The organism is Mesorhizobium sp. CA4 (assembly GCF_020165075.1).
Classification (GTDB): domain Bacteria; phylum Pseudomonadota; class Alphaproteobacteria; order Rhizobiales; family Rhizobiaceae; genus Mesorhizobium.
Map to the genome: position 1 here is coordinate 26,765 of NZ_JAIUHK010000003.1, position 19,776 is coordinate 46,540.

Annotated in this window: 23 protein-coding genes; 11 read left to right on the forward strand and 12 right to left on the reverse strand. The window is 62.9% G+C overall.

The features are described from left to right. Positions 1 to 249 precede the first annotated feature (249 nt). From LB528_RS03140 to LB528_RS03160, 5 genes are all read left to right on the forward strand, one after another. The gene (locus tag LB528_RS03140) at positions 250 to 894 is read left to right on the forward strand and encodes a 50S ribosomal protein L25/general stress protein Ctc (RefSeq protein ID WP_224516720.1); all 645 of its coding nucleotides are present in this window, start codon (positions 250 to 252) and stop codon (positions 892 to 894) included. A gap of 112 nt (positions 895 to 1,006) precedes the next feature. Then, the gene (gene pth, locus LB528_RS03145; protein ID WP_224713817.1) at positions 1,007 to 1,729 is read left to right on the forward strand and encodes an aminoacyl-tRNA hydrolase; all 723 of its coding nucleotides are present in this window, start codon (positions 1,007 to 1,009) and stop codon (positions 1,727 to 1,729) included. Between the two features lie 92 nt (positions 1,730 to 1,821). After that, on the forward strand, positions 1,822 to 2,925 hold the full coding sequence (ychF, locus tag LB528_RS03150; protein WP_224516722.1) for a redox-regulated ATPase YchF: 1,104 nt from the start codon (positions 1,822 to 1,824) through the stop codon (positions 2,923 to 2,925). Between the two features lie 91 nt (positions 2,926 to 3,016). After that, on the forward strand, positions 3,017 to 3,487 hold the full coding sequence (locus LB528_RS03155) for a MaoC family dehydratase (protein ID WP_224713818.1): 471 nt from the start codon (positions 3,017 to 3,019) through the stop codon (positions 3,485 to 3,487). Continuing rightward, complete coding sequence (locus tag LB528_RS03160; RefSeq protein WP_224713819.1) at positions 3,484 to 3,954, forward strand: MaoC family dehydratase; 471 nt, start codon at positions 3,484 to 3,486, stop codon at positions 3,952 to 3,954. Before LB528_RS03155 ends, LB528_RS03160 begins: the two co-directional genes overlap by 4 nt. 42 nt (positions 3,955 to 3,996) lie before the next feature. Here the strand turns inward: LB528_RS03160 and LB528_RS03165 are convergent, their stop codons facing one another. The 5 genes from LB528_RS03165 to petA all read right to left on the reverse strand — a co-directional run bounded on the left by LB528_RS03165 (position 3,997) and on the right by petA (position 8,325). Then, positions 3,997 to 4,542 carry an adenine phosphoribosyltransferase gene (locus tag LB528_RS03165; RefSeq protein ID WP_224713820.1) on the reverse strand — a complete coding sequence of 182 codons (546 nt, stop codon included), beginning with the start codon at positions 4,540 to 4,542 and terminating at the stop codon, positions 3,997 to 3,999. A 193-nt stretch (positions 4,543 to 4,735) separates the two neighbouring features. After that, on the reverse strand, positions 4,736 to 5,431 hold the full coding sequence (locus tag LB528_RS03170) for an acid phosphatase (RefSeq protein WP_224713821.1): 696 nt from the start codon (positions 5,429 to 5,431) through the stop codon (positions 4,736 to 4,738). A gap of 139 nt (positions 5,432 to 5,570) precedes the next feature. Continuing rightward, positions 5,571 to 6,425 (reverse strand): cytochrome c1, encoded by an 855-nt coding sequence (locus LB528_RS03175; protein WP_224516726.1) that lies wholly within the window; start codon positions 6,423 to 6,425, stop codon positions 5,571 to 5,573. Positions 6,426 to 6,446: 21 nt separating this feature from the next. Then, positions 6,447 to 7,748, reverse strand: coding sequence for a cytochrome b (locus tag LB528_RS03180; protein ID WP_224713822.1), 1,302 nt, complete (start codon positions 7,746 to 7,748; stop codon positions 6,447 to 6,449). Between the two features lie 16 nt (positions 7,749 to 7,764). Beyond that, entirely contained in the window at positions 7,765 to 8,325 is a 561-nt protein-coding gene (gene petA, locus LB528_RS03185) for a ubiquinol-cytochrome c reductase iron-sulfur subunit (RefSeq protein WP_112126775.1), read from the reverse strand. A 312-nt stretch (positions 8,326 to 8,637) separates the two neighbouring features. Here petA and LB528_RS03190 point away from each other — a divergent pair, with 312 nt between their 5' ends. Then, a complete protein-coding gene (locus LB528_RS03190; protein ID WP_224516767.1) occupies positions 8,638 to 8,982 on the forward strand; it encodes a cupin domain-containing protein in 345 nt (114 codons plus the stop codon). A 4-nt stretch (positions 8,983 to 8,986) separates the two neighbouring features. On the opposite strand, the gene LB528_RS03195 is transcribed toward LB528_RS03190, so the two are convergent. From LB528_RS03195 to LB528_RS03220, 6 genes are all read right to left on the reverse strand, one after another. Next, a complete protein-coding gene (locus tag LB528_RS03195; RefSeq protein ID WP_224713823.1) occupies positions 8,987 to 9,298 on the reverse strand; it encodes a DUF6665 family protein in 312 nt (103 codons plus the stop codon). 9 nt (positions 9,299 to 9,307) lie between these two features. Further along, positions 9,308 to 11,191 carry an ABC transporter ATP-binding protein gene (locus tag LB528_RS03200; RefSeq protein ID WP_224713824.1) on the reverse strand — a complete coding sequence of 628 codons (1,884 nt, stop codon included), beginning with the start codon at positions 11,189 to 11,191 and terminating at the stop codon, positions 9,308 to 9,310. Then, a complete protein-coding gene (locus LB528_RS03205; RefSeq protein WP_224713825.1) occupies positions 11,188 to 11,418 on the reverse strand; it encodes a hypothetical protein in 231 nt (76 codons plus the stop codon). The genes LB528_RS03200 and LB528_RS03205 overlap by 4 nt, the downstream gene beginning before the upstream one ends. Further along, on the reverse strand, positions 11,408 to 13,078 hold the full coding sequence (locus LB528_RS03210) for an ABC transporter ATP-binding protein (protein ID WP_224713826.1): 1,671 nt from the start codon (positions 13,076 to 13,078) through the stop codon (positions 11,408 to 11,410). The genes LB528_RS03205 and LB528_RS03210 overlap by 11 nt, the downstream gene beginning before the upstream one ends. Before the next feature lie 254 nt (positions 13,079 to 13,332). Beyond that, the gene (locus LB528_RS03215; RefSeq protein WP_224713827.1) at positions 13,333 to 15,213 is read right to left on the reverse strand and encodes an ABC transporter ATP-binding protein; all 1,881 of its coding nucleotides are present in this window, start codon (positions 15,211 to 15,213) and stop codon (positions 13,333 to 13,335) included. A gap of 26 nt (positions 15,214 to 15,239) precedes the next feature. Further along, complete coding sequence (locus tag LB528_RS03220) at positions 15,240 to 15,656, reverse strand: hypothetical protein (RefSeq protein WP_224713828.1); 417 nt, start codon at positions 15,654 to 15,656, stop codon at positions 15,240 to 15,242. Positions 15,657 to 16,140: 484 nt separating this feature from the next. Here LB528_RS03220 and LB528_RS03225 point away from each other — a divergent pair, with 484 nt between their 5' ends. Both LB528_RS03225 and soxR read left to right on the forward strand, forming a co-directional pair. Further along, a complete protein-coding gene (locus LB528_RS03225; RefSeq protein WP_224713829.1) occupies positions 16,141 to 16,602 on the forward strand; it encodes a tRNA (cytidine(34)-2'-O)-methyltransferase in 462 nt (153 codons plus the stop codon). Positions 16,603 to 16,748: 146 nt separating this feature from the next. Next, positions 16,749 to 17,192 carry a redox-sensitive transcriptional activator SoxR gene (gene soxR / locus LB528_RS03230; RefSeq protein ID WP_224713830.1) on the forward strand — a complete coding sequence of 148 codons (444 nt, stop codon included), beginning with the start codon at positions 16,749 to 16,751 and terminating at the stop codon, positions 17,190 to 17,192. A 163-nt stretch (positions 17,193 to 17,355) separates the two neighbouring features. Here the strand turns inward: soxR and LB528_RS03235 are convergent, their stop codons facing one another. After that, positions 17,356 to 17,613, reverse strand: coding sequence for a hypothetical protein (locus LB528_RS03235; RefSeq protein WP_112099415.1), 258 nt, complete (start codon positions 17,611 to 17,613; stop codon positions 17,356 to 17,358). A 121-nt stretch (positions 17,614 to 17,734) separates the two neighbouring features. Between LB528_RS03235 and hemF the strand changes: the two genes are divergently transcribed. From hemF to LB528_RS03250, 3 genes are all read left to right on the forward strand, one after another. Further along, positions 17,735 to 18,649, forward strand: coding sequence for an oxygen-dependent coproporphyrinogen oxidase (gene hemF, locus LB528_RS03240; RefSeq protein WP_224713831.1), 915 nt, complete (start codon positions 17,735 to 17,737; stop codon positions 18,647 to 18,649). 257 nt (positions 18,650 to 18,906) lie between these two features. Further along, entirely contained in the window at positions 18,907 to 19,167 is a 261-nt protein-coding gene (locus LB528_RS03245) for a DUF1344 domain-containing protein (protein WP_224516736.1), read from the forward strand. A gap of 239 nt (positions 19,168 to 19,406) precedes the next feature. Beyond that, the gene (locus tag LB528_RS03250; RefSeq protein WP_040989704.1) at positions 19,407 to 19,592 is read left to right on the forward strand and encodes a DUF1059 domain-containing protein; all 186 of its coding nucleotides are present in this window, start codon (positions 19,407 to 19,409) and stop codon (positions 19,590 to 19,592) included. Positions 19,593 to 19,776: the final 184 nt, after the last annotated feature.

Sequence of the window (19,776 nt, forward strand, 5' to 3'; positions counted from 1 at the left end):
ACCCTGCAATGCTCCCAATCCCTTCCAGCCCAATCGCTTGCACCCTCGGCCGCCTTCCGCTATAGAGCCGCCACCCGCGTAGACACCCTTGGAGGCAACGCGGAGGAAGGCCGGCCAGGCCTCGCAGATCCCAGACGCATTTGGATCGCCAAACGCATTGGATAGATCGTGCAAGGCCGCGACGGCTTTCGACGTTTACGGATGGGCTTGCCCGCCGTAAGCGCTCCACAACACGCGAAAGGAAATGCCATGAGCCACGACGCTTACGAGCTCAAGGCCGAAGCGCGCGAACAGGTCGGTAAGGGGTCCGCCCGTGCAGTTCGCCGCAACGGTAAAGTGCCTGCAGTTATCTACGGCGACAAGCAGCCTCCCCTGGCTATTGCGCTGAACTACAAGGACATCTTCTACAAGATCCATGGCGGCGGGTTTCTGACCACGATCGCCACGATCGATGTCGACGGCAAGAAGATCCAGGTCCTGCCGAAGGATTTCCAGCTCGACCCGGTCAAGGATTTCCCTGTCCATGTCGACTTCCTGCGCATCGGCAAGGACACCGAGGTCAATGTCGACGTGCCTGTCCACTTCATCAATGAGGACAAGTCGCCCGGCATCAAGCGCGGTGGCGTGCTCAACATCGTTCGTCACGAAGTCGAGTTCCACTGCCCGGCCAACGCGATCCCGGAATTCATCACCATCGATCTCACCGGCACCGACATCGGCGACTCGATCCACATCTCGGCGGTCAAGCTGCCGGCCGGCGTCAAGCCCGTCATCTCCGATCGCGACTTCACCATCGCGACCATTGCCGGCTCGTCGGCGATGAAGCCGGAGACGGAAGCCACCACCGAGGCGTCGGCGACCGAGACGGCGGCCCCGGCGGCCGAAGAGAAGTAATTCTCCGAGCCGGATGATTTCATCCGGCTCTAAATCAAAGAAATAGAGCATCATGTTTTCCGAAAACCGCTTCACACTTTTCGGCATCATGTTCTAACGCTCGGAGATAGCGATGCTTGTCTTTGCAGGCCTCGGCAATCCGGGCGCGAAATACGAAAACAACCGGCACAATGTCGGCTTCATGGCGGCGGACGCGATTGCCCGCCGCCATTCCTTTTCGCCCTGGTCGAGAAAATTCCAGGGCCTGATCTGCGAAGGCATGCTCGGCGGCGAAAAAATCCTGCTGATCAAGCCGCAGACCTTCATGAACCTTTCCGGACAATCGGTCGGCGAAGCGCTGCGCTTCTACAAGCTCGAACCATCCGCCCTCACCGTCTTCTATGACGAGATCGATCTTGCCGCCGGCAAGCTCAGGATCAAGGTGGGCGGCGGCTCTGGCGGCCATAACGGCATCCGCTCGCTCGACCAGCATGTCGGCAACGCCTATCGCCGGGTGCGCATCGGCGTCGGCCATCCCGGCGTCAAGGAGATGGTGCACGGCCATGTGCTTGGCGATTTCGCCAAGGCGGACCGCGAGTGGCTCGATGTCCTGCTGGACGCAATCGCCGACCATGCCGCGCTGCTCGCCAAGGGCGACGACAGCTCGTTCATGAACCGCGTCACGCTGACCTTGCGCGAGAAGCTCGTGCCGACCGGCGATGACGACCGCCCGCCGCCCAAGCCGCCGAAGCAGCAAAGCCATGTCCGCCAGGCGCGCCCGCAGCAGCCGGCGGCAAAACTTCCCGAGAGCGGCCCGATGGCCGCCATGCTGAAGAAGCTGTTCGGCAAGGAGTGAGCGTCGATCGAACGACGCCTGGGGCTTGACGTTCGTCACCCCTATCGCCCATAGCCCACTTCAAAATCGAATTCCGACAGGACTGGACGAACATGGGTTTCAAATGTGGCATCGTTGGCTTGCCCAACGTCGGCAAGTCGACGCTGTTCAACGCGCTGACCAGGACGGCCGCCGCGCAGGCCGCCAACTATCCTTTCTGCACCATCGAGCCGAACACCGGCGAGGTGGCGGTGCCTGACCCGCGCCTGCAGAAGATCGCGGCGATCGGCAAGTCGAAGGAGATCATCCCGACCCGCATCTCCTTCGTCGATATTGCCGGCCTGGTGCGCGGCGCCTCCAAGGGCGAAGGGCTGGGCAACCAGTTCCTCGCCAACATCCGTGAGGTTGACGCCATCGTGCATGTGCTGCGCTGCTTCGAGGATGACGATATAACCCATGTCGAGGGCCGCATCGATCCTGTCGCCGACGCCGAGACGGTCGAGACCGAGCTGATGCTCGCGGATCTCGAAAGCCTCGAGCGCCGCATCGCCCAGATCCGCAAGCGCGCCGCCGGCAAGGACAAGGAAGCCATGGCCGTGCTGCCGATGATGGAAGCCGCCCTCGAATTGCTGCAGGCCGGCAAGCCGACGCGCGTCCTGCTCAATGGCATCGCGCCGGAGGATCTGCGCATCCTGCAGGGACTGAACCTCCTCACCTCGCACCCCGTGCTGTATGTCTGCAACGTCGCCGAGGCGGACGCCGCCACCGGCAACGAGCATACCAGGGCGGTCGAGAAGATGGCGGCCGCGCAGGGCGCCGGCACGGTGGTGATCTCGGCGGCGATCGAGGCGGAAGTCGCTCAGCTTTCCGACGAGGAGGAAATGGAGTTCCTGGCCTCGATCGGTCTCGACGAGCCGGGCCTCAACAAGGTGATCCGCGCCGGCTACGAGCTCCTGCATCTGATCACCTATTTCACCGTCGGGCCGAAGGAGACGCGCGCCTGGACGATCCACAAGGGCGATAAGGCGCCGCAGGCGGCCGGCGTCATCCATACCGACTTCGAGCGCGGCTTCATCCGCGCCCAGACGATCTCCTACAACGACTTCGTCACGCTGGGCGGCGAAGTGGCGGCCAAGGAAGCCGGCAAGGCGCGCGACGAAGGCAAGGAGTATGTCGTCCAGGACGGCGACATCATGCTGTTCAAGTTCAACACCTGAGTGCCTGACTGGCTTACCAGAAATCACTTGACCAAATCGTCCTGGGCCTGCATCCGGGTCGCCCGATCTTTGGGATAACCGGATTGCCGACATGACCGGAAAGACCTGGGCTTATGAGGACTTCGTCGAGGGCGCCTCGCTGGACATCGGTAGCAAGACCGTAAGCGCCGCCGAGATCATCGAATTCGCCGCGGAGTTCGATGCCCAGCCGATGCATCTCGACGAGGAAGCCGGCAAGGCCAGCATTCTCGGCGGGCTTTCGGCCTCGGGCTGGCACACCTGCGCGATGTTCATGCGCATGCTGTGCGACGCCTTCCTGCTCGATTCGACCTCGCAGGGCTCGCCGGGCATCGAGCATGTGAAATGGAAGAAGCCGGTGCTGGCCGGCGATACCTTGCGCGGCACGGTCACGATCCTGTCCAAGCGCCAGTCCAAGTCGCGGCCGCAGCTCGGCTTGATCACCATGCGCAGCGAATTGGTCAACCAGCGCGGCGAGAGTGTTTTCGAGCTGGAGAACACCGGCATGTTCCTCGCGCGTGATGCCGCAAGGGACCTGTCATGACCCTGGACGAGTACTTCCTGATCGGCGAAACGGTCACGCTCGGCTCGCATAAGTTCGAGGCCGACGAGATCAAGGCGTTTGCCAAAAAGTACGATCCGCAGATCTTCCACGTCGATGAAGAGGCGGCGAAGAAGAGCCTGCTTGGCGGGCTCTGCGCCTCGGGCTGGCACACCGCCGCCACCTGGATGAAATACAATCTCGAAAAGCGCATGGAGACCGAGGGCGTGCGCTGGACCGACCCCGGCCCGCAGCCCGAATTCGGCCCGTCGCCCGGCTTCCGCAATTTGAAATGGCTGAAGCCGGTCTATGCCGGCGAGACCGTGACTTTCACGCGCACCGCGCAGGCGCACCGCCCGCTCGCCGGGCGTCCGGGTTGGAATCTGCTCACGCTGCGTTCGGAAGGGTTCGATTCGACTGGCGACAAGGTGATCGAGTTCGACAGCGCCGTTCTGGTGAAGGTGGGATAGTGAGCCTCTCCCTTCTCCCCTTGTGGGATGAGGGAAAGCTCTTCAATGCCCCTCGAACCCGATCAGCGTCCTGACCGGCACGCCGAGCGCTTCGAGCTTATTGCGTCCGCCGAGATCCGGCAGGTCGATGACGAAGCAGGCGGCGACGATGTCGGCGCCGATTTGCCTGAGCAACTTCACCGCCGCTTCCGCCGTGCCGCCGGTGGCGATCAGGTCGTCGACCACGATCACCTTCTCGCCCGGCGAGACGCCGTCCTTGTGCATCTCCATCTCGTCCAGCCCGTATTCGAGGCTGTAGGCCACGCGCACCGTTTCGTAAGGCAGCTTGCCCTTCTTGCGGATCGGCACGAAGCCGGCCGAAAGCTGGTGCGCAACGGCGCCACCGAGGATGAAGCCGCGCGCCTCGATGCCGGCGATCTTGTCGATCTTCAGCCCGGCATAGGGATGCACCAGCTCGTCGATGGCGCGCCGGAAGGCGCGGGCGTCGCCAAGCAGCGTGGTGATGTCGCGAAACAGGATGCCGGGTTTCGGATAGTCAGGAATCGTGCGGATAGCCGCAAGCAGCGTGTCTTCTAGGGAGGATTTCATCGAGGCTTTCCGCGTGTCCGGCTGTCGGATGTGGCGGCGTCGGCCATTGCTGCCCGACGCGACCGACAAGGGCTACCGCGATGTCGAGCCAGAGACAAGCACATCCGGCAAAGGATCGGCACCGACCGGCCTCGGACAAAACGAAAAGGGCGCCCGCGAAGGGGCCCTTCGAAATACAGGCGCTACCGTGCGGCTACATGCCGAGGTCCGAGCGCAGCTCGGAGCGCGCCACCTCGTACTCGGCCTTGAAATCGGGACGGTTGAGCAGCACCGCGGCGATCACGCTGCCGGAGATCTTGCCCATCTCGATGTCGGACGGATAGTGGATGCCGCCGACCACGCGGTTATGGGCGAATTCGGCCGCGCGCGCCATGATCTCAGCGCGCTTTTCCGGAACCATGTCGGCAAGGATGATGCCCATCATGGTGCCGACCGTCGCATGGCCAGACGGCCAGGAGCCGGAGTTCGACAGCTTCACGACCGGCTTGACCAGATCGCTCAGCTGATGCGGGCGCGGACGCTTCCAGACATCCTTAGCCGGATCGACGACGGCCCCTTCGGTCGCCACGACGCGATCGAAGAAGGCGCCGAATTTCGGCAGCGTTTCCTTGTTGAACTTCGGTCCCATGACATCGGCGAAGCGCCAGACATTCTCTTCGGCATCGGCGATGGCTCGCTTTTCCATTTCCGGCGTGCGCGTCACCTGCAGGGTCAGCACCTCGCCGAGCTCGGCCTTGGTCTCGGCCGAATCGTTGGCGGGCGGCGGCGGCAGGATCATCGTCAGGTCGATGTCTTTGCTGGTGAGGAAGGGCTGCGCCTCGTCGGCATGGGCGGCATATCCGGTGACAAGCAGCAGGAAACCGGCCGCGAGCGATGCATATCTTTTCATGGGTGCGATCCTTTGATGAAGCAAGGCAGGATCGCCACGCGCAATGACGGCCATGTGACATAGCCCGCAGTTAGCGCGTACCGAAATGCAAAAAGGGCGCCCTGTGGCGCCCTTTCAAATTCTTCCGGTCAACGGCGCCTCAGTGCGCCACGTCGGCCCACACCCTGCGCTTGGTCATGTAGACCAGCGCGCCGAAGAGCAGCAGGAAGACCATGACGCGGAACCCGGTCTTCTTGCGTTCCTCAAGATGCGGCTCGGCGGCGAACATCAGGAAGGCCGCGACGTCGCGGGCATACTGGTCGACGGTCTGCGGCGAGCCGTCGTCATAGGTCACCTGGCCGTCGGAGAGCGGCTTCGGCATCTTCAGCGACACACCGGACAGGAAGTACGGGTTGTAGTGCGTGCCTTCCGGGATCACCATGCCGGCCGGCGGCGTCTGGTCGTAGCCGGTGAGCAGCGAGTGGATGTAATCCGGGCCGCCCTGCGCGTACTGGGTGAAGATATCGAAGATGAAACGCGGGAAGCCGCGCTCGACGCCGCGCGCCTTGGCAAGTAGCGACATGTCGGGCGGCGCGGCGCCGCCATTGGCGGCAGCAGCGGCCTGCTCGTTCGGGAACGGCGCCGGGAAGTGATCCGACGGCTTGCCGGGACGGTCGAACATGTCGCCGGCATCGTTCGGGCCGTCATGGATGGTGTATCCGGCGGCCAGCGTCTTGATCTGCGCTTCCGAATAGCCGAGCCCTTCCAGCGTTCGGAAGGCCACCAGGTTCATCGAGTGGCAGGCCGAGCAGACTTCCTTGTAGACCTTGAGGCCGCGCTGCAGCTGCGCCTTGTCATAGGTGCCGAACGGACCGGCGAAGCTCCAGCTCATTTCCTTCGGTTCGTTGATCGGGAAATGCGTCGGAGCGGCCGGGTTCTGCTCTTCCGCGGCGATGGCAGCGGTACCCGCAACCACCAGGCCGAGCAGCGCCAGCGAGGTGAGAATCTTCTTCATACCCAAAATCCCCTCAGATTCTCAGCCCTTGGCGTCCGGCGCGGCGGTCATGCCTGCCAGATGTCCGCTGCCGCCCTTTTTCTTTTCCAGCACCGCCTCGGTGATCGAGTTCGGCAGCCTGCGCGGCGTCTCGATCAGGCCGAGTACCGGCATGACGACCAGGAAGAAGGCGAAGTAGAACAAAGTCGCCATCTGCGCCATGAACACGTAGCTGCCTTCCGCCGGCTGCGAGCCCAGCCAGCCGAGCAGGATGGCATCGGCCACGAACAGCCAGAAGAACAGCTTGTACCACGGACGGTAGACCGCCGAGCGCACCTTCGAGGTGTCGAGCCACGGCACCAGGAACAGCATGGCGATGGCGCCGAACATGCACAGCACGCCGCCAAGCTTGGAGTTGATCGGGCCGATGTTGAAAGTGATGGCGCGCAGGATCGCGTAGAATGGCAGGAAGTACCATTCCGGAACGATATGGGCCGGCGTCTTCAGTGGGTTGGCGACCGTGTAGTTGTCCGGGTGGCCGAGATAGTTCGGCAGATAGAAGACGAAATAGGCGAAGACGAACAGGAACACGATCATGCCGAACGCGTCCTTGATGGTCGCATAGGGCGTGAAGGCGACCGTGTCGGTCTTCGACTTGACCTCGATGCCGGTCGGGTTCGACTGGCCAACGACATGCAGCGCCCAGATGTGCAGGACGACGACGCCGGCGATCATGAACGGCAGCAGGTAATGCAGCGCGAAGAAGCGGTTCAGCGTCGGGTCGTCGACGGCGAAGCCGCCGAGCAAAAGCTGCTGGATCCAGTTACCGACCAGCGGGATGGCGCTGAAGAAACCGGTGATGACGGTGGCGCCCCAGAAGCTCATCTGACCCCAGGGCAGCACATAGCCCATGAAGCCGGTGGCCATCATCAGGAGGTAGATGATGCAGCCGAGGATCCACAAAAGCTCGCGCGGCGCCTTGTACGAACCGTAGAACAGGCCGCGGAAGATGTGAATGTAGACGGCGACGAAGAAGAACGAAGCGCCGTTGGAATGAAGATAGCGCAACAGCCATCCCGAATTCACGTCGCGCATGATCTTCTCGACCGAATCAAAGGCGAGATTGGTGTCGGACGTGTAGTGCATCGCCAGCACGATGCCGGTCAGGATCTGCGCGACCAGCATGATCGACAGGATGCCGCCAAACGTCCACATGTAGTTGAGGTTGCGCGGCACCGGATAGGCGATGAAGCTGTCATAGATCAGCCGCGGCAGCGGCATGCGGGCGTCGAACCAGCGCTCGATTCCGGTCTTCGGCGTATAGGTCGAGTGTCCCTCGCTCATCGAAATGTCCCCTGCCTCAACCGATAAGGATCTTGGTATCGGAAATGAACTTGAAGACCGGGATCGCCATGTTCTCCGGCGCCGGGCCTTTGCGGATGCGGCCGGCGGTGTCGTATTGCGAACCGTGGCACGGGCAGAACCAGCCGCCGAAATCGCCTTCCTGGCCAAGCGGGATGCAGCCGAGATGGGTGCAGACCTGCACCATCACCATCCAGGCTTCCTTGCCCGGCGTGGTGCGGTTGGCGTCGGTCGCCGGCGCGTCGGCCGGCAGGTTGGCGTTGCGCGCGATCGGATCCTTGAGATCGGCGAGATTGACGGCTTCGCCGTCCTTCATTTCCTTTTCGGTGCGGTTACGCACCACCACCGGCTTGCCGCGCCATTTGACGATCAGCGAGCTGCCCGGCTGCAGCGAGGAGACATCGACCTCGACCGAAGCAAGCGCCAGCGTCGAGGCATCGGGGCGCATCTGGTCGATGAATGGCCACGCGACGGCTCCAGCGCCGACAACGGCGGCCATGCCGGTCGCTACATAGAGAAAATCGCGACGGTTGGGATCGTGGATGTCGGTTGCGCTCACGGGTGCCTGATCCTTTCGCCTCTTCCTAACCGGAGGCCGAGCCTTGTCCCCGCTCAATCGCACCTGCCCGACAGCGCATGGCGAACAGGCTAGCGAATTCCTCCGGCATTTGGATTTTCGGTTTATGCGTGCGGCCCGTTTTTGTCCAGCGGGGTGAGACCACAAGGGCAGATTGTCGCGGGCATGCGCGGCGGCCGTTGCCGATGCATCCCGCCCCGGCCGCCGGACAGGGTGGAACAGCGGGAAATCCGGGGAGAAATCGGGCCGGTGTTCGCCTCGACATCGGCTGCTGGCCCGGTCTATTCTGCCGTCATGGCGTATGTCATTGAACGCTACAGCTGGGCCGACGCCCCCGACCTCTGGATAGGCGAGCTGCAATGCGGCCAGTTCGGTGCCAATTCCTGCCTGATCTTCAACTATCAGCCGACGATCGGCGGCGGCCCGCGCCTGCACAAACATCCGTATGCGGAAATCTTCGTCATCCGCTCCGGCACCGGCCTGTTCACGATCGGCGACCAGGAGATCAAGGCCACGGCCGGACAGATCCTGATCGTGCCGCCCGACACGCCACACAAATTCACCAATCTCGGCCCCGGCCCGCTCGAAAGCACCGACATCCACGAGAACGGCCACTTCATCACCGAGTGGCTGGAATAGCTGTTTAGCTGGCGCCGAGCCTGACCAGCACAGCCCTTGGGATGTCGTATTCGCGGATCACGGCATCATGCTTGCGCAGACCGCAAAGCTCGCGCTGGATGAAATAGGCGTGGACGGCCGCGGCCGCTTCCTTGAGCAGCCGGTTGCGATGCTCGCCCTCGCCGCCTTCGCGCAATTTGGCAAGGGTTTGCTCCACGCGCTGGCCGGCGCGGCCGAGCGCGGCAGCCTTTTCGGCGAGGATCTCGTGGCCGAGGAGATCGAGGGCGCTTTCCTGCGCGCCTGACCGTCCGAATTTGGTGGGCATGCGTACCGACATGGTGCCGTTCTACTCCGCCGGCCGCGTCTCTTCCAGCGCGCTTTCCTCGTTGAACAGGAAGCCGCCGGACTGGCGTTTCCAGAGCCGCGCGTAAAGGCCGTCGAGCGCAACCAATTCGTCATGCGTGCCCTGTTCGACGATGCGGCCGCCGTCAAGCACCACCAACCGGTCGAGCGCTGCGATGGTGGACAGCCGGTGCGCGATGGCGATCACTGTCTTGTTTTCCATCAGCTTGGTCAGGTTCTCCTGGATCGCCGCCTCAATGTCCGAATCGAGCGCCGAGGTCGCCTCGTCGAGGATCAGGATCGGCGCATCCTTGAGGAAGACGCGCGCGATGGCGACGCGCTGCCGCTGGCCGCCGGAGAGCTTTACGCCGCGCTCGCCGACATAGGCCTCGTAGCCGGCGCGGTCTCTGGTGTCGCGCAGTCCCAGGATGAAGTCATGCGCCTCAGCCTTCCTGGCGGCGGCGATCACTTGCGCATCGGTGGCGTCCGGCATGCCGAGCTTGATGTTGTCGCGCAGCGAGCGGTGGAACAGTGCTGTATCCTGGCTGACGACGCCGATATTGCTGCGCAACGAGTTCTGCGTGACCCCGGCAATATCCTGGCCGTCGATCAGGATCTGGCCGCCCTCCAGGTCGTAGAGGCGCAGGATCAGGTTGGCCAAGGTCGTCTTGCCGGCGCCGGACGGGCCGACTAGGCCGACCTTCTCGCCCGGACGCACGACGAGGTCGATGCCGTCAAGCACCCCTGCCCCCTTGCCGTAATGGAAGGTGACGTTGCTGACGTCGATGCGGCCGCCGGTGACGACCAGTTCCTTGGCGTCAGGCGCGTCGGTCAGGCCGAGCGGCTGCGAGATCAGCGCCTTGGAATTCTCCAGCACGCCGAGATTTCGCAGGATGCCGTTGAGCTGCATCATCAGCCGCCCGAGCAGCATGTTGAGCCTCAGCACCAGCGACAGGGTGAAGGCGACGGCGCCGACTGTGATCGAGCCTTCGACCCACAGATAGATGGCGAAGGCCGCGATCGCGGTGATCATGATGCCGGAGAGCATGGTGAGCGCCATGCGCACGCCGGTCAGCCGGCGCGTGAACGGCCGCAGCGCGTCGAGATAGATGCCGAAGCCGCCGCGGATATAGCGATCGTCGCCATCGGCCGAAAACAGCTTCAGTGTCTGCACGTTGGAATAGGAATCGACGATGCGGCCGGTGATCATCGAACCCGCCTCGGCCGTCGCCTCAGCATGCTTGCGGATCGCCGGCAGATAGAGTTTTGCCAGCCAGCCGAACGCGGCGATCCAGATCACCACCATGACCGCCAGTCGCAGATCCAGCCCCGCGACCAGCGCCAGCGTCGTCACCGTATAGACGATCATGAACCACACGACCTCGATGAAGCTTTCCATCAGGTCGCCGGTCGCCTGCCCCGCCTGCCAGACTTTTGTCGCGATGCGGCCAGCGAAATCATTCTGGAAGAAGGCATAGGACTGGCGCGAGACATGCCGGTGCGCCTGCCAGCGCACCAGATTGTAGAAGCCGGGCGTGATCGTCTGCTCGTCGACCAACGCCGACAGGCCGACGACAGCGGTGCGGATGACAAGCACCACCGCGCCCATGAACAGAAGCTCTGGCCCCGCAGCAGCCCAAAGCGCATGCCAGCTGCGTTCGCCCGGTAACTGATCGAGGATATCGACCAGCCTTCCGACGAAATAGAAGAGGCCGGCCTCGACCAGCGGCGCGATCCCGCCGATGATCAGCATGGCGAAGAAGGCGAGCTTCGCCTGCCCGACATAGTGCCAGAGGAAGCCGCCGACGCTGGCGGGCGGTCGCAGATTCGCGGGCTCGCGGAACGGGTAGACCCAATGCTCGAACCAGCGATAGATGGCCTGCATCATTCTGCGGCTTCACCTTTCGTCGCCAAACCGTCGGCCGCCTGCTTTTCCTCGAGCAGGAAACCGCCCGACTGACGCCGCCAGAGCTGGGCATAGAGCCCGCCTTTGGCGATCAGCGCCTCATGCGAGCCGTCCTCGACGATGCGCCCCTTGTCCATCACCACCAGCCTGTCCATCGCCGCGATGGTCGACAGGCGGTGGGCGATGGCGATGACGGTCTTACCCTGCATGAGCTTGTAGAGGTTCTCCTGGATGGCGGCCTCCACTTCCGAATCGAGCGCGGACGTGGCCTCGTCGAGGATAAGGATCGGCGCGTCCTTCAGCATGACGCGGGCAATTGCGATGCTGCCGCTGCCCGCCGGACAGCTTCACACCGCGTTCGCCGACAAGCGCCTCATAGCCGCTCTGCCCATGCGGATCGGTCAGCCCCGCGATCACATCGTCGATCTGGGCGGCCTTGGCGGCGCTGAACATCGCCTCGTCGCTGGCTGACTGGCGTCCATATTTGAGGTTCTCGCGAACGGATCGATGCAAGAGCGAGGTGTCCTGGTTGACGAAGCCGATCGCCGCGCGAACGCTTTCTTGCGAGACGTTGCGGATGTCCTGCCCGTCGATCAGCACCTTGCCGTCCTGCACGTCGAACAGCCGCAGCACGAGATTGACCAGCGTCGACTTGCCGGCTCCCGAACGGCCGATCAGGCCGACCCGCTCGCCCGGCGCGATCTTCAGCGACAGATCGTCGATGACGCCGCCTTTGCCGTCCTTGCGCCAGTAGTTGAAATTCACCCGGTCGAACTCGATGCCGCCGGCGGCCACGACGAGGGCCGATGCGTCAGGCTGATCCTGCATGACGATCGGCCGCGCGATCGTCGTCATCGAGTTGCTGGCAACGCCGATCTGCCGAAAGACGTTGGCGCCGACATCGAGGATCCTGCCGGAGATGTTGGCGATCTGCAGCGCGAACGGTATCGCGGTCGCCACGGCCGCGGTGGTCATGGCGCCGGCGTTCCAGCCGGCGAGCGCCAGCCAGCTCACGGCAATAAGCAGCGCCGCATTGAGGATGAACAAGGCCGACCACATCAGCGTGAAAACGCGCATCAGCTGGTAAAACGTGTCGGCGTGCTCGACCACCGCTTGCGAGACATATTTGTCTTCATGCTCGCCGGTCGAGAATGTCTTGAGCGTCAGGATGTTGGTGTAGCTGTCGACCATGCGGCCGCTCACCTGCGACCACCGCTCCGACAATTGGGACGAGCGTTGCGTGATCCTGGGCATCGCAGACCAGAAGATCAGACAATAGACCACCAGCCACACCGCCGCCACAGCCAGGAGAAGCGGGTCGAGCCGCGCCAGCACCACGATGGCAACCGCAACGAAGACCAGCGCATACCAGACGGCATCGACGGTGAGGTTGACGCTCATCTCCATCGAATCGCCGCTCTGCATCACCTTGGTTCCGATGCGGCCGGCAAAGTCGTTCTGAAAGAACGACCAGTCCTGGCGCACGACATGCCAATGGCTCTGCCAGCGGATGAGGTCGATGAGGTTCGGCGCGATGGCGTGGTTGCGGATGAGGCCATCGATAACCATCGACAGCGGACGCAACAGCACGACGAAGGCCATCATGACGAGCAGCGGCCCATGCGCGGCAAAGAAATCGCCCGGCTTGGTGCTGGCGAGCAGGCCGACGATCAGGCCGACGAAAATCGGCAGCATCGCGTCCACTATCGCCGCGACGGCAACGATGATGATGCGCAGCCAATAGGCGGCGCGAAACTGCCTTATGAAATACCAGTAGAAGCGCCAAAGCCCCATTGGCGGCCGCCGGTCGTCGGCCAGCGCGACCGGCGAGTAACGGCTTTCGAACCAGGTGAAGATGCGGTCGAACATTTTTCTCTCATAGAGGCCCAAAACCCGCCGGCGCCCGAACTGGTCGCCGGCAGGCCTCTGACCAAGCCGTGGTTACGCCCGGGAAAGATTCCCGGCAATCGCCGTAACCTTGATGCCGGAACGGCTCGACGGCTCACAGAACCGCCGGGCCGCTCCAAGCCTTTGTTTTGCGCATTCCGGACTGAAGGCTACGGCGAAGCCGCCGAGCCCGACCGCTATGCATTTTTCCTGGAATCGCTGCAATTGCGATCGCGTTACTCCGCCGCCATCTCGGATTGAGGCGCCTTGGCATCGGGCCCGGCCGGCACGTCATCGAGCAGGAAGCCGCCCGACTGGCGCTGCCAGAGCTGGGCATAAAGCCCGCCCCTCGCGACGAGCTCCTCGTGCGAGCCTTCCTCGATGATGCGGCCCTTGTCCATGACGACGAGCCTGTCCATCGCCGCGATCGTCGACAGCCGGTGCGCGATGGCGATCACGGTCTTGCCCTGCATCAGCTTGTAGAGGTTCTCCTGGATCGCCGCCTCGGCTTCCGAATCGAGCGCCGACGTCGCCTCGTCTAGGATGAGGATCGGCGCGTCCTTCAGCATGACGCGGGCAATCGCGATGCGCTGCCGCTGGCCGCCGGACAGTTTGATGCCGCGGTCGCCGACTTGGGCGTCGAAACCCTTGCGGCCATTGTGGTCCGAAAGCCCGCCGATGAAATCAAGCGCCTCCGCCCGCCGCGCCGCCTCGATGAGCATTTCGTCGGTCGCGTCCGGCCGGCCATAGAGGATGTTCTCCTTCACCGAGCGGTGCAGCAGCGAGGTATCCTGCGTCACCATTCCGATCTGCGCGCGCAGCGAATCCTGCGTCACTGCCGCGATCTCCTGGCCGTCGACGAGGATCCTGCCGCTTTCCAGGTCGTAGAAGCGCAGCAACAGATTGACCAGTGTCGATTTGCCGGCGCCGGAGCGTCCGACAATACCGACCTTCTCGCCGGGCTTCACGGTGAGCGACAGGTTCTCGATGACGCCCTTCTGCTTGCCGTAATGGAAGCGGATGTCCTCGAAGCGGATCTCGCCCCGGGCGACGGTGATGTCCTTGGCGCCCGGCCTGTCTTCGACCAGGCGCGGCAGCGAGATCGACTGGATGCCGTCCTGCACCGTGCCGATATTCTCGAACAGCACGGACATCTCCCACATGATCCATTGCGACATGCCCCACATGCGCAGCACGAGGCCGATGACCACGGCGACCGCGCCGATCGTCACCGCCTGGCCGAGCCACAGCCACAGCGAGATCGCCGTGACGGAGAACAGCAGCAGCGAGTTCAGGATGTAGAGCAGACCATATAGCACCGTCACCAGCCGCATCGAGCGGTAGACCGTGTCGAGGAAGCCTGCCATGCCTTCCCTGGCAAAGGTCGCTTCGCGGCGTGCGTGCGAAAACAGCTTCACCGTCTGGATGTTGGCGTAGCTGTCGACGACGCGGCCGGTCATGGTCGAGCGGGCATTGGCTTGCTCCTCGCCGACCTTGCCCAGCCGCGGAATGAAATGCCACAGCAAGGCGACATAACCGATCAGCCATACAGCCAAGGGCGCGGCCAGCCGCAAATCCGCCGAACCGACGATGAACAGCATGCCAAGGAAGTAGACGATCACGTAGTTGAGGACGTCTATCAGCTTCATGACGCAGTCGCGTACGGCGAGTGCGGTCTGCATCAGCTTGGTGGCGATCCGGCCCGCGAACTCGTCCTGGTAGAAAGCCATCGACTGTTTCAGTAAGTAGCGATGTACCTGCCAGCGGATGCGCATGGGATAATTGCCCATCAGCGTCTGCTGGTTAAGCAACGAACGCAGCCACACCGTACCGGGCAGCGCAAACAGCACGATGAAGGCCATGCCGGCGAGCTTCCAGCTCTCGGTCTGCAGGAAAGTTTCCCGGTTCTGCGCCGACAGCCAGTCGACGATGCGGCCCATGAAACCGAACATCCACACTTCTGTGATAGCGATCACCGCCACCAGCACCGCATCTACGCCGATGTAGGGCCAGACGCCGCGCGTATAATGAACGCAGAAGGCGATCAGCGTCTTCGGCGGCTCGACCGGCTCCGCGGCGGGAAACGGATCGAGCCTGTTTTCAAACCAGCGGAACATTCCGGGCACTCGACTTATCTATGCGCTCACGCGGCGCGGGATTGATGAGCTAGGCTTTGCGGCCGCGCGGCATTGCGGGCCGGCGATACGGAACCATCCGCATCGCCGGCCCTATCCCGCGCAATATAGGGTTTCGCCGGCATTTCGCCGACAGGCTCGTTTGACGTCCCTGAGGGCACCGAACTTCCCGACGAAAGGCCGGAACCTGCCCGGTTCCTGTCGCCCGGCCGGATCAGGCGGATGATCCGGCGCACCAGCGTGGGCCGGCTGTGGTCGGGCACCGCGCGCGAGAAATCGACGTCCGGCAGCATGCCGCGATGCGGCCGGCGCCGCTCCTCGGCATGCACCGCCGACGAATAGGTCTCGCCGATCAGCAGCGCCCAGGTGGCCGCCTTGCGCTCGTGCAGGCTTCTTGAACCAGGTATTTTGTAGGGATCGAACATCGGCCCGTCCTCCATATGCAAATGCGTTAAAAAGGGTGATGCGTCCTCGACCTCCGGCATTCGACCGAAGGCGCGGATCGAACCGGTCGAGACGGGACGGAAAGCGTCGATTGGGACGCGACAAGCGTCGACCTCGACACGAGCGTCGGTCTTGACACGTTCAGCTGGGGCGCGGCGCCCCTTTGGCAGTTTGAAAAACATCGCAAGATTCCTTCGAAGCCGAAAACTGGGTTCGGCGGGAATCGGTGCGATGAGGACTTAAAGTGTCAGAAGAATCGTCGTACCGAAACCGCCTGCGGGCATACGTGAGCCCCGGATGGGAGCTGGATGTGCATGGTCATCATGTGTTCCCCTCCATTCGGTTCGGGTTGACGATGGTGGGCATATACTCGACTTCGCAGAAAATGGCCATCCGCCACCCCCGAAATTGCCGAAAGCGGGAGATGCCTGTGGCCGATCTGCCACTTATTAGCAGGATGCGAAAATGAACGATCGTCTCCGCATTGCGCTCTACCAGCCGGATATTGCCGGCAACACCGGGACGATCCTGCGCCTCGCCGCCTGCCTCGATATTGGTGTCGATATCATCGAGCCGGCTGGTTTCCCGCTCTCCGACCGGGCGCTGAAACGGGCCGGCATGGACTACCTCGAAATGGCGGCGCTTTCCCGCCATGCCGACTGGCACGCCTTCGAGGAATGGCGAAAGATGCATGCGCGCCGCCTGGTGCTGCTCACCACTAAGGCCGCTACCGCCTATACCGACTTTGCTTTCGCCGCCGGCGACATTCTTCTGTTCGGCCGTGAATCCGCCGGCGTCACGGAAGAGGTCCATGAGGCGGCCGACGCGCGATTGACCATTCCGATGCGGGGGGGCGCGCGCAGCATCAATGTCGCGCTGTCGGTCGCCATGGTCGCGGGTGAAGCGCTCCGCCAGCTCAGAAAATAGCTCTCGCGCTTCCGCGCCATCCCGAACCGCCGTGCCTTCCGCCGTCATTCTTGCCCAGACGCACATCGCCTTCTCCTGCAATTGCCCTATCGATATTTCTTGGCTACAAGCTCAACTTAACTTGAGGTCAAGCGGGAATTTGGGAAATGACTCCAGCGAGGGAATTGACGGTCGGCCAAGTGGCGATGCGCAGCGGTGTTGCGGTATCGGCGCTGCATTTCTACGAGGCGCGCGGGCTGATCCGCAGCCACCGCACGTCGGGCAACCAGCGGCGCTACAGCCGCGATGTGCTGCGCCGCGTCGCGATTATCCGCGTCGCCCAGGAAGTCGGCATCTCGCTTGCGGAAATTGCCGCCGCGTTCCAATCCTTGCCTGAAGAGCGCACGCCAACACGTGAGGATTGGAACCTGCTTTCGACAGCCTGGCGCGACGGGCTCGACCACAAGATCAGCCAATTGAAGAAATTGCGCGATGGCCTGACGGATTGCATCGGCTGCGGCTGCATGTCGATCGACAAATGCCCGCTTAGGAACAGGGAAGACCGGCTGGCCCGGGAGGGTACGGGGGCGAGAAGGCTGGCGGTGCGCTGACAGTCTGTCGCCAAGGCGCATTGAGATTCAGGTCAGGCCGAGTCGAAAATGGTGGCTTCCGAGAACCGGAGCGGAGCGTACGCAATGTACGTGAGCACCGGAAGCGCTGGAAGCGCTGGAAGCCGCCATTTGCAGGCCGGCTTCGCCTGAATATCAATGCACCTTAATCCGCCGCCGGCAGCCGGCGCATGGTGAATTCGATCACATCGCCCGGGCGTTCGAACCAGCTTTCGATCTCGGTCCAGTAGGCCTGTTTCGGAAAACGCTCGAACCACTCCTTGGCCTTGAGGCGCGCGGCGGGCCTCGGCAGCACGAAGGTCTCGCGCAGGAAACCGTCGCGTGGCTGGCCTGCGCGCTCGGCCCGCGAGCGCTCCAGCCTCTTCTTCAAACCATCCAGCGGCGGCCTTGCCGGGGTGCGCACGAAGGAACTCCTTTGCACCTTGGTCAGACAGGACTTGACCCTTGCCTTTAAGAGATTAGGGATCGCGCGCAGAAAAAACGAGTCATTTGTCAGGCAAGCGGGCCTGTGACTGGAGACGGAATTGGAACGACCTGACCTTCCAGTGGGACTGCCGGCCGACATCGAACAGAAGAAGATGAAGGCTCGCCTCTGGTTCGAGGCCCTGCGCGAGCGCATCTGCGCCACCTTCGAGCAGCTCGAGCAGGAACTCATCGGCCCGCAAGCGTCTTGGTCGCCCGGCCATTTCGAAAAGACTCCCTGGGAGCGCGACGAAGGCCGTGGCGGCGGCGGCACCATGTCGATGATGCGCGGCCGCGTCTTCGAGAAGGTCGGCGTGCACACTTCGACCGTCCATGGCGAATTCTCCCCCGAATTCAGGAGGCAGATTCCCGGCGCCGAGGAAGACCCGCGCTTCTGGGCGAGCGGCATCTCGCTGATTGCGCATCCCTGGAACCCCAATGTGCCGGCCGTGCACATGAACACACGCATGGTCGTCACCACGCGCCAGTGGTTCGGTGGCGGCGCCGATCTGACGCCGGTGCTCGATCGTCGCCGCACCCAGGACGATCCCGACACGATCGCCTTCCATCGCGCCATGCAGTTCGCCTGCGAGAAGAACGCCGCCGTCGCCGACTATCCCAAATTCAAAGCCTGGTGCGATGAGTATTTCTTCCTGCCGCACCGCAACGAGCCGCGCGGCATCGGCGGCATTTTCTTCGACTGGCTGCATTCGGACGAGGACAAGGGCGGCTGGAACGCCGATCTCAATTTCGTCCAGGACGTCGGCCGCTCCTTCCTCGTCGTCTATGCCCATCTGGTACGGGGCAATTTCAACCGGAACTGGACCGATGGCGAGCGCCACGAACAGCTCATCCGGCGCGGCCGCTACGTCGAATTCAACTTGCTTCACGATCGCGGCACCATCTTCGGCCTGAAGACCGGCGGCAATGTCGCCTCGATCCTGTCCAGCCTGCCGCCCGAGGTAAAATGGCCGTAACGATCCGGTGAGTGCGGCGATGGCCGCATTGCTGTCCCATTCGCCGAATCTTGGCCGGCAATGTGCAGCGACGATATCTTTTTCGTCTAATATCGTTTTGAAAAAATGGGATTATTTAAGGTCGTCGGGTCGGGAAGCGCCGGCGGTCGAAGCGGAGATCATTTGTCTCCCGCGGCCGCGACCCGACGCGACTTGACGACCCTGATCACGCGAGGTGCCTCGCCAAATCGGGCACCCGCATTCCAGGAGAGCACGTCATGCGCAAGCTTATCGTGACGGCAGCAACCGCCGCCCTTCTCGCCTCCGGCGGCGCCGCCTTCGCAGCGGTCAAGCACACCACCGGCACCGTCAAGAGCTTTGACGGAACGGCCATGAGCCTTGTTCTGGAGGATGGATCCACATTCAAGCTGTCCAAAGCCTTCAAGGATCCCGGCATTCAGGCCGGCGAGAAAGTCCGCGTGTCCTGGGACATGAGCGGCAAGAACAAGATCGCCGAGGCGGTCAAGATCATGAAGTAACGGCCTTGCTCTGAAGGTCCAGTTCTCAGGCGGCAGGGAAAGGCGGGGCATAGCGCTCCGCCTTTTTCTTTCCAATCCGAGACAGGGGACTTTCGATGCAACCGAACCGTTGCACAGGTGTTATGATAGCCCGGCAGGTTAACCGGAAGAGGCGCGCCGCTCCCTCCCGGACTGCCAAGACAAGACATCAGGGGTGGGCGGCCAAGGTCGAACCACCCTGCGCTAGGAAAGGAAGGATCATGAAGGAATTCCAATGCGGGTCGCTGGTTCCGGGCTGTGACTGGCACACGCGCGCCGAGGAGGAAGCGGAGGTCATGCGCCGCGCCGTCGAGCATATGCGCGAGACGCATGGCGAGACCATCATCCGCGAGACGATGATCGAGGCGATCCGCTCGCGCATTCAAAAGGTTCGCGACGCCGCCTGAGCGGCCAAATTCCGGAATTCGACCAGATGGGCCGACACGCAAGAGCGGAACGCCGCTTACGCCTGCGCCCAACTCTCCGCCGGCGATCTCCCGGTCGCCGGCAGAAACATTTTCCCTATGATTCAAGCAAATTCTTATATTCCTAACGGCTCGGATAACCTTGCAGTAACGATGCACGTGCGAT

Coding starts and splice junctions, on each gene's coding strand:
- LB528_RS03140 (WP_224516720.1), top strand. CDS start 250: ATGAGCCACGACGCTTACGAGCTCAAGGCCGAAGCGCGCGAACAGGTC.
- pth (WP_224713817.1), top strand. CDS start 1,007: ATGCTTGTCTTTGCAGGCCTCGGCAATCCGGGCGCGAAATACGAAAAC.
- ychF (WP_224516722.1), top strand. CDS start 1,822: ATGGGTTTCAAATGTGGCATCGTTGGCTTGCCCAACGTCGGCAAGTCG.
- LB528_RS03155 (WP_224713818.1), top strand. CDS start 3,017: ATGACCGGAAAGACCTGGGCTTATGAGGACTTCGTCGAGGGCGCCTCG.
- LB528_RS03160 (WP_224713819.1), top strand. CDS start 3,484: ATGACCCTGGACGAGTACTTCCTGATCGGCGAAACGGTCACGCTCGGC.
- LB528_RS03165 (WP_224713820.1), bottom strand. CDS start 4,542: ATGAAATCCTCCCTAGAAGACACGCTGCTTGCGGCTATCCGCACGATT.
- LB528_RS03170 (WP_224713821.1), bottom strand. CDS start 5,431: ATGAAAAGATATGCATCGCTCGCGGCCGGTTTCCTGCTGCTTGTCACC.
- LB528_RS03175 (WP_224516726.1), bottom strand. CDS start 6,425: ATGAAGAAGATTCTCACCTCGCTGGCGCTGCTCGGCCTGGTGGTTGCG.
- LB528_RS03180 (WP_224713822.1), bottom strand. CDS start 7,748: ATGAGCGAGGGACACTCGACCTATACGCCGAAGACCGGAATCGAGCGC.
- LB528_RS03190 (WP_224516767.1), top strand. CDS start 8,638: ATGGCGTATGTCATTGAACGCTACAGCTGGGCCGACGCCCCCGACCTC.
- LB528_RS03195 (WP_224713823.1), bottom strand. CDS start 9,298: ATGTCGGTACGCATGCCCACCAAATTCGGACGGTCAGGCGCGCAGGAA.
- LB528_RS03200 (WP_224713824.1), bottom strand. CDS start 11,191: ATGATGCAGGCCATCTATCGCTGGTTCGAGCATTGGGTCTACCCGTTC.
- LB528_RS03205 (WP_224713825.1), bottom strand. CDS start 11,418: ATGCAGGGTAAGACCGTCATCGCCATCGCCCACCGCCTGTCGACCATC.
- LB528_RS03210 (WP_224713826.1), bottom strand. CDS start 13,078: ATGTTCGACCGCATCTTCACCTGGTTCGAAAGCCGTTACTCGCCGGTC.
- LB528_RS03215 (WP_224713827.1), bottom strand. CDS start 15,213: ATGTTCCGCTGGTTTGAAAACAGGCTCGATCCGTTTCCCGCCGCGGAG.
- LB528_RS03220 (WP_224713828.1), bottom strand. CDS start 15,656: ATGTTCGATCCCTACAAAATACCTGGTTCAAGAAGCCTGCACGAGCGC.
- LB528_RS03225 (WP_224713829.1), top strand. CDS start 16,141: ATGAACGATCGTCTCCGCATTGCGCTCTACCAGCCGGATATTGCCGGC.
- soxR (WP_224713830.1), top strand. CDS start 16,749: ATGACTCCAGCGAGGGAATTGACGGTCGGCCAAGTGGCGATGCGCAGC.
- LB528_RS03245 (WP_224516736.1), top strand. CDS start 18,907: ATGCGCAAGCTTATCGTGACGGCAGCAACCGCCGCCCTTCTCGCCTCC.
- LB528_RS03250 (WP_040989704.1), top strand. CDS start 19,407: ATGAAGGAATTCCAATGCGGGTCGCTGGTTCCGGGCTGTGACTGGCAC.